Origin of the sequence: Kineococcus esterisolvens (genome assembly GCF_050871405.1) — a bacterium.
In the GTDB taxonomy this organism is placed as follows: domain Bacteria; phylum Actinomycetota; class Actinomycetes; order Actinomycetales; family Kineococcaceae; genus Kineococcus.
This window is the reverse complement of record NZ_JBJLRI010000042.1, coordinates 22,569-37,605: the sequence shown is the minus strand read 5'-3', so window position 1 is coordinate 37,605 and position 15,037 is coordinate 22,569. Positions and strand designations below refer to the sequence as shown.

The 15,037-nt window shown below is 76.2% G+C and carries 13 protein-coding genes; 5 read left to right on the top strand and 8 right to left on the bottom strand.

The annotated features are described in order from the left end of the window. Positions 1-144 precede the first annotated feature (144 nt). A complete protein-coding gene (locus ACRYR8_RS13705; protein ID WP_432485148.1) occupies positions 145-954 on the bottom strand; it encodes a nitroreductase family protein in 810 nt (269 codons plus the stop codon). 4 nt (positions 955-958) lie between these two features. Continuing rightward, positions 959-1,282, bottom strand: coding sequence for a hypothetical protein (locus ACRYR8_RS13700; RefSeq protein ID WP_432485147.1), 324 nt, complete (start codon positions 1,280-1,282; stop codon positions 959-961). A 145-nt stretch (positions 1,283-1,427) separates the two neighbouring features. On the opposite strand from ACRYR8_RS13700, the gene ACRYR8_RS13695 reads away from it, so the two are divergent. Beyond that, complete coding sequence (locus ACRYR8_RS13695) at positions 1,428-2,462, top strand: tyrosine-type recombinase/integrase (RefSeq protein ID WP_432485146.1); 1,035 nt, start codon at positions 1,428-1,430, stop codon at positions 2,460-2,462. A 93-nt stretch (positions 2,463-2,555) separates the two neighbouring features. On the opposite strand, the gene ACRYR8_RS13690 is transcribed toward ACRYR8_RS13695, so the two are convergent. Continuing rightward, entirely contained in the window at positions 2,556-3,569 is a 1,014-nt protein-coding gene (locus ACRYR8_RS13690; RefSeq protein ID WP_432485150.1) for a TerC family protein, read from the bottom strand. Positions 3,570-3,781: 212 nt separating this feature from the next. Then, positions 3,782-5,005: a PucR family transcriptional regulator gene (locus tag ACRYR8_RS13685; protein ID WP_432485144.1), complete on the bottom strand. Its 1,224-nt coding sequence runs from the start codon at positions 5,003-5,005 to the stop codon at positions 3,782-3,784. A 265-nt stretch (positions 5,006-5,270) separates the two neighbouring features. On the opposite strand from ACRYR8_RS13685, the gene ACRYR8_RS13680 reads away from it, so the two are divergent. The 4 genes from ACRYR8_RS13680 to ACRYR8_RS13665 all read left to right on the top strand — a co-directional run bounded on the left by ACRYR8_RS13680 (position 5,271) and on the right by ACRYR8_RS13665 (position 9,421). After that, positions 5,271-6,632, top strand: coding sequence for a D-alanyl-D-alanine carboxypeptidase family protein (locus tag ACRYR8_RS13680; protein ID WP_432485143.1), 1,362 nt, complete (start codon positions 5,271-5,273; stop codon positions 6,630-6,632). Beyond that, positions 6,632-7,471: a glycerophosphodiester phosphodiesterase family protein gene (locus ACRYR8_RS13675; protein ID WP_432485142.1), complete on the top strand. Its 840-nt coding sequence runs from the start codon at positions 6,632-6,634 to the stop codon at positions 7,469-7,471. The genes ACRYR8_RS13680 and ACRYR8_RS13675 overlap by 1 nt, the downstream gene beginning before the upstream one ends. Further along, positions 7,468-8,847, top strand: a complete 1,380-nt coding sequence (locus ACRYR8_RS13670; protein WP_432485140.1) for an MFS transporter — start codon at positions 7,468-7,470, stop codon at positions 8,845-8,847. The genes ACRYR8_RS13675 and ACRYR8_RS13670 overlap by 4 nt, the downstream gene beginning before the upstream one ends. Positions 8,848-9,073: 226 nt before the next feature. Beyond that, entirely contained in the window at positions 9,074-9,421 is a 348-nt protein-coding gene (locus ACRYR8_RS13665; RefSeq protein WP_432485139.1) for an RNA polymerase-binding protein RbpA, read from the top strand. A gap of 60 nt (positions 9,422-9,481) precedes the next feature. Here the strand turns inward: ACRYR8_RS13665 and ACRYR8_RS13660 are convergent, their stop codons facing one another. From ACRYR8_RS13660 to ACRYR8_RS13645, 4 genes are all read right to left on the bottom strand, one after another. Further along, positions 9,482-10,147, bottom strand: coding sequence for an FxsA family protein (locus tag ACRYR8_RS13660; RefSeq protein WP_432485138.1), 666 nt, complete (start codon positions 10,145-10,147; stop codon positions 9,482-9,484). Further along, positions 10,144-11,814 (bottom strand): apolipoprotein N-acyltransferase, encoded by a 1,671-nt coding sequence (lnt, locus tag ACRYR8_RS13655; protein ID WP_432485136.1) that lies wholly within the window; start codon positions 11,812-11,814, stop codon positions 10,144-10,146. The genes ACRYR8_RS13660 and lnt overlap by 4 nt, the downstream gene beginning before the upstream one ends. Positions 11,815-12,256: 442 nt before the next feature. Beyond that, positions 12,257-13,951 (bottom strand): amidohydrolase, encoded by a 1,695-nt coding sequence (locus ACRYR8_RS13650; protein ID WP_432485135.1) that lies wholly within the window; start codon positions 13,949-13,951, stop codon positions 12,257-12,259. Positions 13,952-14,061: 110 nt separating this feature from the next. Further along, entirely contained in the window at positions 14,062-14,928 is an 867-nt protein-coding gene (locus ACRYR8_RS13645) for an SCO4651 family lipoprotein (protein ID WP_432485134.1), read from the bottom strand. Positions 14,929-15,037 lie beyond the last annotated feature (109 nt).

Genomic DNA, 15,037 nt, shown 5'->3' with positions numbered 1-15,037 from the left:
CCCCCCCCCCCCCCCCCCCCCCCCCCCCCCCCCCCCCCCCCCCCCCCCCCCCCCCCCCCCCCCCCCCCCCCCCCCCCCCCCCCCCCCCCCCCCCCCCCCCCCCCCCCCCCCCCCCCCCCCCCACGACCGTCTCCGCCGGTGCGCCTACCCCGGTGAGGGAGCAGCCTCGTCCCAGCCGGTCTGCGGCGTGTCGCACCTCTCGCGGAAGACATACTGCGACACCAGCTTTCGCTGGCTGCTGGACCAGTCGATCGCCGGCCTGCGCTGCTCGGGCGGGAGGTACCCGATCCGGTACACGGCCATCAGCTCCAGGTCGTCCGGGACCCCGAGCAAGCCGGCGATCCGGTCCCACGCCCCCGGGACCTCCATGGGGAAGGACACGAACTGGATGCCGAGCCCCAGCTCCGTCGTGGTCAGCCAGACGTTCTCCATCGCCGCGCCCATGCTGAACAGCGAGTAGAACGCCGACAGCTCCCCCGGCCGGTACTCCGTGCGGTCCAGCAGGACGCCCATCAGCAGCGGCGAACCCGCCACCAGCCGCCGGTTCTCCTCCCCCAGCGTCTGCGGCACGCGCAGGGCGTTGACGACCCGCTGCCCGCGCCGGGTGAACACCTGCGAGGTGAACGGCCGAAGCGGCGCGGGCATCCGGTCGAACAGCATCCCGGACCGCTCCCGCTCCATCTCCTCGGCGCTGAAGCGGAACCACCGCTTGTACCGCTCGAAGAACGTGCCGCTGCTCATCGCCTGGGTCATGCTCTCGCCGCTGGTGCGGGCGACCGCCTCGATCGTCTCGCGCGACTCGACCAGCACGAACCGCCACGGCTGGCTGTTCAGCTGCGAAGGCGCGCGGCCCGCGACCTCCACGAGCAGGCGCTGGTGCTCCGCGGACACCGGGTCCGGGAGGAACGGACCGTTCGTCGTCCGGCGTCGCCGGATCGCCTCCAGCAGCTCCACGGGGTCAGCGCTCCCGCGGTGTGGTCAGCGCCGCCGCGTACGCGGGCGCAGCGGACAGCGCCAGCGCCACGTGCCCCCGGGACCGGGCCGAGACGCCCGGGACCGCCACCAGCGGCAACGCCACCGGCAGCAGGCGCCACAGCGCCCGGTCGCCACCGGCGGCCAGCTGCACCGCGGCCGCCGCCGTGAGCACCACCGTGCTCACGTACACGGCGTGGTGCACCCACCGGGCCCCCGAGGTGTCCAGGCGGCCGGTGGCGACGGCACCCCCGAGCGCGCAGTTGGCGCCGTAGCTGGCGGTGGCCGCGATGAGCAAGGAGCGTGGCACGCCGCGCATTCCACCACGTCGGAGCACCTGGTCCGGTGCGGCTCCCGTGCCATCTGCCGCGTCCTGCGTGTCAACGCGATTCGTCGTTCACCTTCACCCGCGAGAACCTCTTCTTCTCGTGAACCACAGGAGTTACAGTAGCGCCGTGACCACTCCCGGCGAGGGTCAGCACCCGCCAGACCTCGTGGACCTCGACCCGCCGCTCGCGGACCCGCCCCCGGCGACCGACCCCGTCTCCGTGGAGGCGTGGCTCGGCGCGCTCCCCGCCGCCCACCGCTCCGGGCGGGCACCCGCGACCTGGCGCGCCTACGCCAAGGACCTCGCCCACTTCGCCGGCTGGTGCGAGACCCAGGGGCGCGACCCCCTGCCCACGGACGGCCCCACCGTGGCGGCCTACCTCGAAGCGCACGGCGAACTGCTGACCCTGTCCACCCTGCGCCGGCGCCTGGCCGCGATCAGCGTGGCGCACAGCCTCATCGGGATCACCCGGCCCACCGCCGCCGACGAGGTGCACGCCACCTGGAAGCGGCTGCGACGCCGCTACGGCCCCACGCAGCAGGTGCGGCGGGTCGAGGCCGTGCTGACGCGCACCCTCGGGGACCTGGTGGCCCCGTTGCAGGAGGACTCCGTCATGGACGCCCGCGACCGCGCCCTGCTCGTCGTCGGGTTCGCCGGTGCGCTGCGGCGCTCCGAACTGGCGGCCCTCGACGTCGAGGACGTTGCGCGCACCCCGGAGGGGCTGCGGGTCACCGTGCGGGGTCGCGACGACGGGCAGGGCAAGGGCGACGGCGGGCGGCGACAGGTCGACCTGCCCTGGGGGGAGCACCGGGCCACGTGCCCCGTGCGTTCCTGGGAGACCTGGGCCTCGCTGGCCGGCCTGACCACCGGACCCGCGTTCCGGTCGATGACCAAGGGCGGCAGGTCCCTCAAGCCGCGGCGCATGACCGGAGAGGCGATCGCCGACGTTGTCAAGCGCCGGGCCGCCGCCATCGGCATGGACCCCGCCACCGTGGCCGGGCACAGCCTCCGCTCCGGCTTCGTGGCCTCCGCGGTGCGCTACGGCGTGCCCGACCGCTCGATCATGCGGCAGAGCGGGCACCGCTCCCCCGCGTCGCTGACCGCCTACGCCCAGGGCGCGGTCGTGCCGCAGGAGAACCCCGCCTCGCGGGTCGGCCTGTAGCGACCGCACGCCGCAGCCGCACCCCCCGCGCACGCACGGAAACCGGTACCGGTTCGACCCGGTACCGGCTCCCGCGGTGGTGGCGACGTGCCGTCAGTGCTCCCGCTCGCCCGAGCGGGCGCGTGCTCCGTGAGCGCCGGACCCGTCCGGCGACGCGTCGCCCCCGTCGGCGGAACCGGCGCGACCGGTGACCTCCTCGGTCCCCTCAGGGCTCTGGCCGTGACCCTCCGGGGCCGGGCGGCGCAGGCTGAGCACGATCGCCAGCGTCAGGGACACGATGATCACCGTCAGGCTCACCCAGGTGGGGATGTGGGGGATCGCGGGGCTGATGACCTCGTGGCCGGCCTGGAAGAACAGCTTCACGCCGATGAAGGCCAGGATGAACGCGAGCGCCTTGCTCAGCAGGTGGAAGCGCTCGAGCAGGCCGGAGAGCAGGAAGTAAAGCGCTCGCAGCCCCAGGATGGCGAAGGCGTTGGAGGAGTAGACCAGGAACGGGTCGCTCGTGACGGCCAGGACGGCCGGGACGCTGTCGACGGCGAAGAGGAGGTCGGCGGCCTCGATGGCCGCGACGACCGCCAGCAGCGGGGTGCCGTAGCGCTTGCCGGCCTCCTTGATGAAGAACTTCTGGCCGTGGTATTCGTCCTTGATCGGGACGATCTTCTTGAGCAGCCGGACCCCGAAGTTCTGGCTGGGGTCCATGTCCACGTCGTCGTCCTTGAGCATCTTCCAGGCCGACCACAGCAGGATCGCGCCGAAGACGAAGAGGACCGCGGTGAAGCGCTCCACGACGGCGACGCCCAGGCCGAGGAAGATGCCGCGGAAGACGAGGGCGCCGAAGACGCCGAAGAACAGGACGCGGTGCTGGTACTCGCGCGGGACCTTGAAGTAACCGAAGATCAGCGCGAAGACGAAGAGGTTGTCGACGGACAGGCTCTTCTCCAGCAGCCAGGCCGTCGTGTACGCGGTGCCCGCCTCGACGCCGTAGACGGCGAAGATGATGGCGCCGAAGATCAGGGCGATGCCCACCCAGACGGCGCTCCAGATGCCGGCTTCGCGGAACGAGATGACGTGGGCGCCGCGGTGTCCCAGCAGGTCGACGAGCAGCATCACCAGTACGACTGCGGCGAAGGCCACCCACGCCCAGAGGGGCACGTTGAGGCTCAGGTCCACTGCTTGCCTCCCGGTTCGGTGTCGGCGACGGTCGTCGCCACTCACTCCATGGTGGGGGTAGCGGGGAGATCCGGCAGGGTCGAGACGCGGACGACCTGAGCGCCGCTTCGTTGCCGGGACTCGGCAACGAAGCGGCGTTCGGGGGTCGCTCAGGTGTCGTCGTCGGGCCAGCCGAGCGCACGGGCGGCCAGGACGGCGGCCTGCAGGGCGAAGCGGCCGGAGGCGTCGGCGGGGTCGGCGCCGGTGAGGTCGCGCAGGCGGCTGAGGCGGTAGGTGACGGCGCGCACGGACAGGTGGAGGCGGCGGGCGGTCTCGGTGGCGTTGCCGCCGGCGGCCAGGTAGGCCTCGACGGTGGCCAGGTAGGGCTCCGGGCCGCCGCGCACGTCGCGCAGGGGGTCCAGGAGGGTGCGCACGAGGTCGCGGGCGGCGGTGCGGTCGCGCAGGAGGACGTCGTGGACGACGAGGTCGGCGGTGTCGGCGACGGGGTCGCTCCAGTCGAGGCGGTGGGCCAGGTCCAGGGCGCGGCGGGCCTGCTCGTAGGACTGCACGACGGCGCCGGCGCCGGCGCCGGGGCGGCCCACGCCGGCGCGCCAGCCGGTGGTGGCCGGTGGCCCCAGGACGGTGCGCACGCGGTCCAGGACGTCTCGGACGGCGTCGCGGTCGGGGGCCGCGAAGACGACGACCAGGGCGCCGTCCTTGGTGGCGACCAGGGGGTCGGCGTCGGCGGCGCTCCCCTGCAGGCGGCGCTCGAGGCCGGCCAGGAGCGTGGAGCCCTCGGTGTACGGGGTGCCGGCGCGCACGACGGTGACGGCGTGCGGGGCGGCGAGGTCCAGGCCGTAGCGCTGGGCGCGGTGCAGCAGGCCGGGCAGGTCGGAGCTGCCGGTGAGCAGGTCGTCGACGAACTCGCGGCGGGCGGACTCCTCGCGTCGCACCAGCTGACGGCGGGCGAGCTGGTAGCCCTCGGTGAGGGCGGCGACGGCGTCGTCGGAGGCGCGCAGGAGGACTTCCCCGGCGTCGACGACGGCCCCCGCGTCCACGGGCGCGCCGTCGGTGGCGCGGGTGCCGTCGGTGGCTGCGGCGACGGGCGGCAGCAGGCGCCACAGGCGCCAGGCGGCGGAGAGGTACAGGTCGAGCAGGGCGCGCAGCGCCACGCCGTTGCCGGCGGCGCGCTCGCCGAGGGCGCGGTAGCGGGCGGTGCGGTGGGCGGGCAGGCGGCGGCGTGCGAGGACGGCCGTCCAGACGGCGTCGAGGAAGTCGCCCAGGAGGTCGGGGTCCAGCCCGCCGGCGTCGCGGGCCGCGGCCTCGGCGACGGCGGCGAGGACCGGTGGCGGCGGGGTGGGTGCGTGGCCCGGCTGCCGGGGGTCGGGGGGCACGGGGCCACTGTGCCAGGCGGGGGCTGGCGGTCTGAGCTGTGCGCTCCGTGAGTGACGAGTGACGTGTCGTGGACGTGAGGCCGCTCACATCGGCTGTCCCCAGCTACGTGTCGGTCTTCCGGGTGCCGACGTTGCGGGGGGTAGTCTCGCGGCCGGACGGACCTGGAGGGGTCCTCCGCACCGGTGTCCCGCGAGGCGCCGGAACCCCGCAGGTACCCGCCGCCGACCCGGGCTCGCGCCCCTGAACGCTCTGGACGTGCCGATCGTGCTGCTGAACCCCCTGACCGCCGCCCCGCTGCCCACCGCCGAGCGTCCCACCGGGACCACGGAGGTCCCCTCGCGCGTCCCGCTCGTGGCTGCCGGGTCGCGTGCGCGCGGTGGTCGCCGTCCGGTGGCGCTGCTGGCGCTGGCGGTGCTGGGGGTGGGCTGCCTGGGGCTGGGCACGCCGGGTGCGGCGTCGGCGGCGGTGCCCGCGGCGCTGGGTGCGGTGCAGGCCCCCACGGCGGAGGAGCTGGAGCAGGCGCGGCGGGCCGCTGAGCAGTCGCGCGGGGCGGCGGAGGCGGCGCAGCAGCAGCTCAGCGGTGCGCAGGCGGCCCTGGACGCGCTGGCTGCGCAGGCCAGCGCGGCGCTGGAGCGCTACCAGGTGGCGATGGAGGCGAAGGCCGCCGCCGAGGCGGAGGAGGCCGCGCAGCGCCAGCGGCTGGCCGAGGCCGAAGCCACGTTGGCGGAGGGCAAGAAGGACCTGGGGCAGTGGGCCTCGCAGGCCTACCGCGGTGGGGGCTCGCTGCAGCAGTACTCCAGCCTGGTGACGGTGCTGCAGCAGGGCCCCACGGACGAGACGACCAGCGCGCTGGCGTCGGTCAAGCGCATCGGTGACGGGCGCAGCAGCGCGGTGACGGCCTACGAGGAGGCGCAGCGCGTGCAGGCCGACGCCACGGCGCGGGCCGAGGCCGCGGCGGTGGAGGCGCGGACGCAGGCGGACGCGGCGGCGGCGGCCAAGCAGGAGTCCGACGCGCTCGTGGAGCAGCAGCGCACCGAGGTGGCCGAGCTGGCGGTCCTGCAGGCGGCGGCCTCGGGCGCGGCGCTGACCGACGAGCAGCGGGCCGCGAACCTGGAGAAGGCGAAGGTCGAGGCGGAGGCCCGCGCGGCCGCCGCCGCGGCGGCCTCGGGCGCGTCGGTCTCCGGTGGGCTGGTGGGGCCGGTCGGCGAGTGCACGGGGGCGTCGACGGCCGGGTACGCCAACGGGCAGATCCCGCGCAGTGCGCTGTGCCCCCTTTGGGCCGCGCCGAACCACGTGCTGCGCGCCGACGCGGCAGCCGCGTTCAACAGGCTCAGCGAGGCGTTCGCCCGGGAGTTCGGCAAGTTGATCTCGGTGACCGACTCCTACCGCACGCTGGCCGGGCAGATCTCCGTCGCGGCGCGCAAGCCGGGTCTGGCGGCGCGGCCCGGGACGAGCCGGCACGGCCTGGGCATCGCGGTGGACCTCGGTGGTGGCATCCAGAACGCCTCCTCGGCCGAGCACCTCTGGATGGACCGCAACGCGGCGCTGTACGGGTGGATCAACCCGGCTTGGGCGCAGAACCGTGGTGGGCAGTTCGAGCCGTGGCACTGGGAGTTCACCGGCTGATGAGGCCGCCCGCGCCGCGCCCCGTGGCGCGGCACCCGTTCTGCGAGCACCCGGGCCCCCTGGCGGTGGCGCACCGCGGTTTCTCGCTCACGGGCCGGGAGAACACGCTGGCGGCGTTCGCGGCGGCGGTGGAGCTGGGCTTCACCCACCTGGAGACCGACGTGCGCGCGACGGCCGACGGGCGGTTGGTGGCCTTCCACGACGAGCGGCTGGACCGGGTCAGCGACGTGAGCGGGCAGTTGGCGGCGCTGCCGTGGTCGGTGGTGCGCACCGCGAGGGTGGGATCCTCCTCAGGGGGTCCCGGTGAGCCGGTGCCGTTGCTGGAGGACGCGCTGGGGTCCTTCCCCGGGGCGCGGTTCAACGTGGACGTCAAGACGCCGGCGGCGCTGGCGGGCCTGGGCGGGGTGCTGCGGCGCACCGGCGCGCACGGGCGGGTGCTGCTGACCTCGTTCAGCGAGCGGCGTCGGGTGGCGGCGCTGGCAGCGGCCGGGCGCGGCGCGGACGGCTCGCGGCCGGCGACGTCGGCGAGCCTGGTGCGCACGGCGGCGGCGCTGGCGGGGTTGCGCTCGCCCGGGGCGGTGCGTGCGGCGGTGGTCCGTGCCGCGTTGGGGGGCGTGGACGCGGTGCAGGTGCCCGTGCGCCACCGCGGGGTGGCGGTGGTCTCGGAGGCCCTGGTGGACGCGGTGCACCGCGCGGGGGCGCAGGTGCACGTGTGGACGGTGGACGAGGCCGTGCAGATGCACGCCCTGCTGGACCTGGGGGTGGACGGCCTGATCACGGACCGGGCGGACGTGCTGCGCGGGGTGCTGCGCGCCCGCGGGCAGTGGGTGCCGGGGTGACGGCACCGCCGGCCCGGGCGCTGGACCCGGCGGTGCCGGACGGACCGGGGCGCGCGCTGCTGCGGGCGCGGCGCAGCTGGTACGTGTACGACTGGGCGAACTCGGCGTACGTGACCACGACGGCGACGGTGCTGTTCGCGCCGTACCTGACGGTGCTGGCACGGCGGGCGGCGTGCGAGGGCGTCGCGGAGGGCTGCACCCGGGCGCTGTCGGTGCTGGGCGTGCAGGTGGCGCCGGGGTCGCTGGCGTTGTACACCACGACGCTGGCGACGTTGCTGTCGGCGCTGCTGCTGCCGTTCGCGGGGGCGGTGGCCGACAGGGCGCGGCGGCGCAACGTGCTGCTGGGGGTGTTCGCGTGGCCGGGGGCCGCGGCGGCGACGGCGATGGTGGCCCTGAGCGGGGACCGCTGGGAGCTGGGAGTGCTGCTGGCGGTGGTGGCGACGTTGTCGCTGACGGCCTCCAGCGTGGTCAACGACGCGCTGCTGTGCGACGTGGCGGCGCCGGCCGAGCGGGACGCGGTGTCCTCGCGGGGGTGGGCGGCCGGGTACCTGGCGGGCTTCCTGCTGCTGGGGCTGAACCTGGTGGTGGTGTCCTCCCCCGGCCTGCTGGGGCTGGACGAGGAGGGCGCGGTGCGCCTGTCGCTGGCCTCGGCAGGCCTGTGGTGGGGGGCGTTCACCCTGGTGCCGGTCCTGGGGTTGCGGCACCTTCCAGCGCGGCGCCCGCCGGTGGACGCGGCCGGTGGTGGGGTGCTGGCCCCGGCGCGGCAGCTGGTGCGCACGCTGCGGGGTCTGCGCCGGTACCCGCAGGCGCTGCGGTTCCTGCTGGCGTACTTCGTCTTCAACGACGGCATCCAGACGGTGGTGGCCGCGGCGAGCGTGTACGGCCAGGAGCAGCTGGGGTTCGGTTCCTCGCAGCTGATCACCACCGTGCTCCTCGTGCAGGGGGTGGCCTTCGGCGGTGCGCTGCTGTTCGGGCGCGCTGCTCGACGCTTCGGTGCGCAGCGCACGGTGCTGGCCGGGCTCGGGCTGTGGATCGTGGTGGTGCTGGCGGCGTTCGCGGTGCCGCGCGGCGCGTTCGAGGCGTGGCTGGCGCTGGCGGTGCTGATCGGGCTCGTCCTGGGCGGCACGCAGGCGCTGGCCCGCTCGATGTTCAGCCGCCTGGTGCCGGTAGGGGCCGAGGCGGAGTACTTCGGGCTCTACCAGGCCGGTGAGCGGGGGACCAGCTGGCTGGGCACGCTGGTGTTCGGTCTGGTGGCGCAGCTGAGCGGTTCGTACCGGCCGGCGCTCGTGGCGCTGCTGGTGTTCTTCGTGGTGGGGGCGTGGCTGCTGCGGCGGGTGGACGTGGCCGCCGGAGCTCGTGACGCGGGTCAGGGGTGAGCCTGCCGGGAGTCCGACGCCGGAACGTCGACGACCCCCCGCAGGGGGACACCACGGGCAACGACCCAATCACTATGCGTTACCGATCCGCTGCGCTGCGCACACGACCTCCACACGTTCGCCGCGGCACGCCCGGAACAGGGGCCAGGTGCGCGGCGTTCTACCCGGGGAGTCCCCTTCCCCCCGGGTCCGCGGGAGGGCAGGGAACCGTACGTGGGGAGGTCACATGAGCGAGCGCAACCTGCGAGGGTCCCGACTCGGGGCCGCCAGCCTCGAGAGCGAGTCCGGCGTCGAACTGGCCGAGCGCCAGCAGATCAGCTACCACTGCCCCAACGGCCACACCACCGTGGTGCCCATGTCGCTGGAAGCCGACGTGCCCGCGCTGTGGGAGTGCCGCTGCGGTGAGGAAGCCCTGCGCGCCGACACCGAGGCACCGGAGAAGAAGTCGGGCAAGCCGGCGCGCACGCACTGGGACATGCTCCTGGAGCGGCGCACCATCGCCGAGCTCGAGGTCCTGCTGGACGAACGCCTTGAGCTGCTGCGCAGCCGGGCGCTCATCAAGCGCAGCGCCTGAGCAGCCGACACCGAGGGCCGGCTCACCCGCACGGGTGAGCCGGCCCTCGTGCGTGCGAGCTCACCCTCCCCCGCCGGGCGGCGCAGGCCGGTCCCGCCGGTCCCCCGGCCACCCGAGGGTGCGCCGCGGCCCGGGCGGGTCCTCGGGCACCACCTCACCGTCCACCACCTCAGCGTCCACCACGTCGCCGTCCACCACGCGCGCACGGCCCGCGGCGCCGAGGTCCAGACCCGCACGACCCAGCGCCCGCCGCAGGCGAGCCCGCAGGAGGCGGGCGCCCAGCCGGCGCACCAGCACCCGCGTCGGCGGCAGCAGGCACAGCAGCGCCAGCACGTCGCTGAGCAGGCCGGGCAGGACGAGCAGCGCTCCCCCGGCGCCGACCAGCACCGCGTCGCCCACCGGCCCGGGACCCGGCGGCGCGGTACCGCCCGGGAACGCACCCGGGAACGCCTGGCCGCCCGCCGAGCGCAGCGCACCCAGCGCCCGGCGACCGGCCCGGCGCAGCACCGCCACCCCCGCCAGGGTCTCCACCACCAGCAGCACCAGCACCCCCACCGGGGTGATCACGTCCGCCAGCAGCACCAGCAGCCAGACCTCCACCGCGAGCAGCACCAGCAGGCCCAGCAGGACCGGCGCCGCCCAGCGCGGCCGGCGCCCGCGCACGGGCCGCGCCCCCCGGCCGCCCGTTCCACGGGCCTGCGCACCAGGGCCCAGGGGGACGCTCACAGCGCCACCGGGCTGGGGCGCTCGCCGGTCCCGCCGGTCGGCCGGGCGCCCGCGCTGACTCCGCGGCGCTTGGCCGGGCCACGTGGACCACGGCGCGCGGTGACCAGCAGCACCATTCCCAGCACGCTCAGCGCCAGCTCGGGAACGGCGCCCAGGCGGGTGGAGAGGGTCTGGCTGGAGCGCAGCGCCACCTCGCCCTGCAGGACGGCGGTGGTGAACAGCGACGTCTCCTGGTGAGCCGTGCCGTCGGGCGCGATCAGGGCGCTGACGCCGACCGTGGAGATCTGCACCACGGCCCGCCCGGACTCCACTGCCCGCAGTCGGGACATCGCCAACTGCTGGACCGCCTCGTCGGAGTAGCCGAAGGTGGCGTTGTTGGTCTGCACGACCAGGAACTGCGCGCCGGCGCGCACCGACTCGCGCACGGTGTCGTCGAAGGCCACCTCGAAGCAGATGACGTCACCGATGCGGGCGCCGGCCGCCTCCAGCAGTCCCACCGCGTCGCCGTGCACGAAGTCGCGGGTGACCAGGTCGACCTTGTCGGTGAACGAGCGGAAGAAGTCCCGGTGGGGCACGTACTCGGCGAAGGGGGCGGGACGCTGCTTGACGTAGTGGCGCGCCGGGTCCTGCAGCGCCCCGTCGATGCCGTCCTGCGGCGTGACCAGCAGGCCCGTGTTCGACACGTTCGGGGCGGGTCCGTCGACGACGGCCCCCACGAGCACCGGTGCGCCGATCGCCCGCGCGGCGGCCTCGATGACGCGCTCGGCATCGGCGTTCCCGTAGGGGTCGATGTCGCTGGAGTTCTCCGGCCACAGGACGACGTCCGGCTGCTGGGCCGCCCCCGCAGCGACCTGCGCGGCCAGCTCCTGCGTGGCACGGGCGTGGTTGTCCAGCACGGCGCGGCGCTCGGCGTTGAAGTCCAGCCCCGCCACGGGCGTGTTGCCCTGCACGGCGGCCACCTGGAGCGTCCCGTCCTCGGTGGCGGTCGGGCGCGGCACCAGGGCACCCGCGGCCGTGACCGCGGCGGCGGCCAGCACGGCGGCCGCAGCCGGCACGGCCCGCGGCACCGCCCGGGCGGCACCCGGGGGAGCCGGCAGGCGCAGCAGGGCGTGCACGGCGGCGGCCAGCAGCGCCCCGGCGAGCGCGACGGCGAAGGTGACCAGGGCGGTGCTGCCGACCGAGGCCAGCGCCACCGTGGGGGCGTCGGCCTGGGAGAAGGCCAGCCGGCCCCACGGGAAGCCCTCGAACGGCACCCGGGCGCGCAGCGCCTCCACGCCCACCCACCCGCACGCCACGGCCAACGGCCCCAGGTGGGCGCGGGCGCGCTGCAGGCGCGGCAGCACCGCCCCCAGGGCCAGGTAGAAGAGCGCGCAGGCCGTCGCCAGCGCGAACCACGGCAGCAGACCCACGTAGGTGCCGCTCCAGGCCAGGTGCGGCACGAGGAAGGCCCACCCGAACACGAGGCCGGCCAGCGCACCGCGCCGGACGCGCACTCCCGTGGTCGCCAGTGTCAGCAGCGCCACCCCCACCGGCGCGGTCCACCACAGCCCACCCGCGCGGACGGCGCCGGGGAACGCCGCCCACGCGGCGACACCGCCCGCCAGCGCCAGGGCCAGCGTCATCGCCGGGGAGGGGCTCACCGGGGCGGGGGGCGGTGTGCGGCTCACCGCTCGAGGGTACGCGGCCACGCGGAGGCGCGGGGGCGGGTGGGGGGACCAGGCCGGGTCCGCCGCACCCCTCGGGCCGTCGTGCACCCCGTCGGCTACGAGGTGCACGCCGTTGTCTAAGGGCGTGCGGACCCGACCGCGCCCACTCCGGCCGGTTGGTCAGCGTCCGCCGTCGCAGGTGGTGCGGCTGCGGCGGCGGGTGATCGGCCGGGCCGGCCGGCTTCCCCGTCGTGGGCTGCCTGACCGAAGCTACTCGGACACGCAGCGCTGTCAACCGGGCCGTGACCTGCGAGAACGCGCATCGCCGCTGGTCAGAGCGCCGCCCGCACGGGCGGATCCAGCCCGGGAGGCGGCGTTCCCCGGCGTGTCGGGCGGTGTGTCGGGGGGTGTCCAGCCGGTGCACACACGGTGGTGCGACAGTGGACGGACGGGACGCGTGGGGTCAGCGGGGCGGTTCCTCCCGCGCCAGGACGTCGTGCACCACGACGCCCTCGACCGCCGTGCGCAGGCACCGCGGCGCGGGAGTGCCGGGCGTCAGGTCGGGCAGGCCGGGGGTGCCGGAGCGGGCGTCGGTGCTCCAGCCGGACAGGCGCCGGTCGGGGGCCTGGACCACCAGGTCCCCCGCCTCCCACACCGCGTAGGTGGCCGGTGCCCCCGGGCGCAGCACCCCGGGGTGCCCGAGCCCGGCCAGGCGGTGCCCGCCACGGGTGTGGGCCAGGAACGCCGCCCGCACCGAGATCGCGTGCTCCTCGCGGTGCGGGAAGGCGGCCGCGCGCACCGCCGCCCACGGGTCCAGGGGCGTGACGGGGCTGTCGGAACCCAGCGCCAGCGGCACGCCGGCGACGGCCAGGGCGGCGAAGGGGTGCAGCGCGGCGGCGCGCTCGCGGCCCAGACGCTGCTCGTACAACCCCCCCGGCCCGCCCCAGGTGGCGTCGAAGGCCGGCTGCGCGGACACCCCCACCCCCAGTCGGCCCAGGACCGCGACGACCCCGGCGTCCGCGGCGACCGCGTGCTCCACCCGGTGACCGCGGGCGGCGACCGCGGCGACCCCCAGCTCGTCGGCGACACGCACCAGGGCCTCCGCCAGGACGTGCAGAGCGGCGTCCCCGATGGCGTGGAACGCCGCCTGCACGCCGGCGCGGGTGCAGGCGGCCAGGTGCGCGCGCACGGCGTCGACGTCCAGGTGCAGGCTGCCCCGGGACCCGGGGGCGTCCGCGTAGCCGTCGCTCAGGGCAGCGGTCCGCGAGCCGAGGGAACCGTCGACCGAGAGGTCGCCCCCCACGCCGGCCAGGCGCACACCCCGCTCCGCGAAGGCGGCCAGCAGGTCGTCCACGGCGCCCGGGTCCGTCAGTGCCTGGGCGTGGTAAGGGACCACGTCAGGCAACGGCTCCCGGCCCCGGGCGCGCTCAGCGGCGCTGCCGGGTCCGGCCAGGGCCACCAGCGCGGCCAGGTCCCCCGGCGGGGCCAGGGCGGGACCGGACATCTCGTGCACGGCGCCGATCCCGCGGGCCGCGGCAGCGCGCAGAGCGGCCCGGCGGGCGCCCAGCGCCGCCGCGGGGCCCAGGGCGTCCCAACGGGCGTCCAGGGCCGCGTGGTGGGCCGCCCCGGACACCAGCGCGCTGCCCGGCGCCCCGGCGGGGACGAGGGGCAGCCCGGCGCGCTGGGCGAGGGCGCTGGACACCAGGGCGCTGTGGCCGTCCACCCGCGCGAGGTGCACGGGAGCACCGGCAGCCGCGGCGTCCAGCTGCGCACGGGTGGGCAGCCCTCCCCCGCTCCAGGCGCTCTCGTCCCAGCCGGCACCGGTGACCAGGTCCCCGCTGCCGCGGCCGCGGACCGCGCGGGCCACGGCGGCGAGCAGCTCAGCGGCGGAGCGCACCCGGGCCAGGTCGATGCCCGTGGCCCGCAGCCCCGTCTCGGTCAGGTGCACGTGGGAGTCGACGAAGGCGGGGGTGACGAGCGCACCCCGCAGGTCGACCACCTCCTCGTCCCCGCGCGTCCAGGAACCGGCAGCCTCGTCCGGGCCGACCCAGGCGACGGTCCCGCCGTCGACGAGCATGGCCGTGGCGAAGGGATCGGCGGGGCTGTAGACGGCGCCACCGCGGTAGAGCCGTCGCGCGCCGGGTCGGGGTTCGTCCACCGGTGCAGGGTAGGCGGCAGGGTCGGAGGTGACGTTCCCGCCTCGTCCCTCCCGGCGGGCTGGGCCCGGCCGGACCTCCGGCCGGGCCCAGCCCGCAGGCCTCCAGCGGGTCAGGCGCCGGCGCCCTGCCCCACCGGCATCTGCCCGGCGGGCAGCTCGGTCACCGCGGCGGGGTCGGGCGCGTCCACGTCCACGTCGCTGCCCCAGTCGTAGTAGTCCATGCTCACCTCGGCGCTGCCGCCGTCGAGGTCGGCCACCTGCACCACCAGGCGCACGGGGCGGTTCTCCTCGTCCACGTAGAGGGTGAACGGCACGCTGCCCACCTCCGCAGCGGCCTGCTCGGCCTCCGCGGTGCGCTGCTCGGCGGGCAACTGCTGCAGCGCCTCCTGCAGGTCGATGGTGCCGCTGAAGCCTCGCGCCTCGACACCGCGCACGTCGATCGAGGGCACCTCCCGCACGTCGTCGGCGACGGCGCGCAGCTGCTCCAGCTGGTGGGCCGGGTCCAGGGTGGCGGTGTCCAGGCCGGCGGCGGCCGCGGCCTCCAGCGGCAGGCGGACCCACTGGCCCTGGCCGGTCAGCGGCGCCCCGGAGACGTAGGCCACGTCGTCGACCAGGCGCAGCTCGACCTGACCGCCGGCGACGGTCCCGGCATCGGCGGGCAGGGTCAGCTGCAGGCGGACCTCCTCCTCGGCGGCGTCGAAGGCACCCTCGCCCGAAACGGTCGCGCCCTCCCCGTCGGGAGCGGTGGCCTCGGCGGTGAAGGCGAACTTCGCACTGCCGGCGGTGCTGGACCGCTCGGCGGAGGCCTGGACGACCTCGTAGGCGCTCAGCTCGGTCGTGACGGCACCGGTGGCGGCCGGGTCCTCGCCGCCGCAGGCGCTCAGGCCCACGGCGAGGGCCGCCGCACCGCTGGTGGCCAGCAGCGCCAGCCGGCGCGGACGGGTGGTGCGGGTGGTCTGGCGGTCGGTGGTGTGCACAGCGGTCCCCTCGTCGTCGCACGGCCCACCCGGGCGCCCGGTGCACGACGGGCGGGTCCGCTTCCCCTCCAGGGTGCGGCACGCGCGGCGCTCCCGCGTCCTCCGCTCG